Source organism: Mesorhizobium sp. LSJC280B00 (assembly GCF_000502835.1).
GTDB lineage: Bacteria > Pseudomonadota > Alphaproteobacteria > Rhizobiales > Rhizobiaceae > Mesorhizobium.
This window is the reverse complement of the sequence record NZ_AYVL01000118.1, coordinates 1-298: the sequence shown is the minus strand read 5'-3', so window position 1 is coordinate 298 and position 298 is coordinate 1. Positions and strand designations below refer to the sequence as shown.

Annotated in this window: 1 protein-coding gene; it reads right to left on the bottom strand. The window is 62.8% G+C overall.

Features of this window, described 5'->3' with window-relative positions; genetic code table 11:
* A partial coding sequence (locus tag X773_RS73525; protein WP_023680987.1) for an ABC transporter permease subunit occupies positions 1 to 298 on the bottom strand: 298 nt, incomplete at both ends.

Sequence of the window (298 nt, the reverse complement as noted above, 5' to 3'; positions counted from 1 at the left end):
GCTGATGATCTGGAAGCGATTGGCGCCGAGCGTTGCGGCCACTTCCTCCACCTCCTTGTCGATCTCCTCCATGATCGGCTGCACGGTACGAACGACGAAAGGCAGGCCGATAAAGATCAACGCGATGACGATGCCAAGCGGCGTGTAGGCGACCTTGATGCCGAGCGGCATCAGCAGGCTTCCGATCCAGCCGTTCGGTACGTAAAGCGTGGTCAGCGCGATGCCGGCCACCGCTGTCGGCAGCGCGAAGGGCAGGTCGACCATGGCATCGGCGATGCGGCGGCCTGGAAAGCTGTAG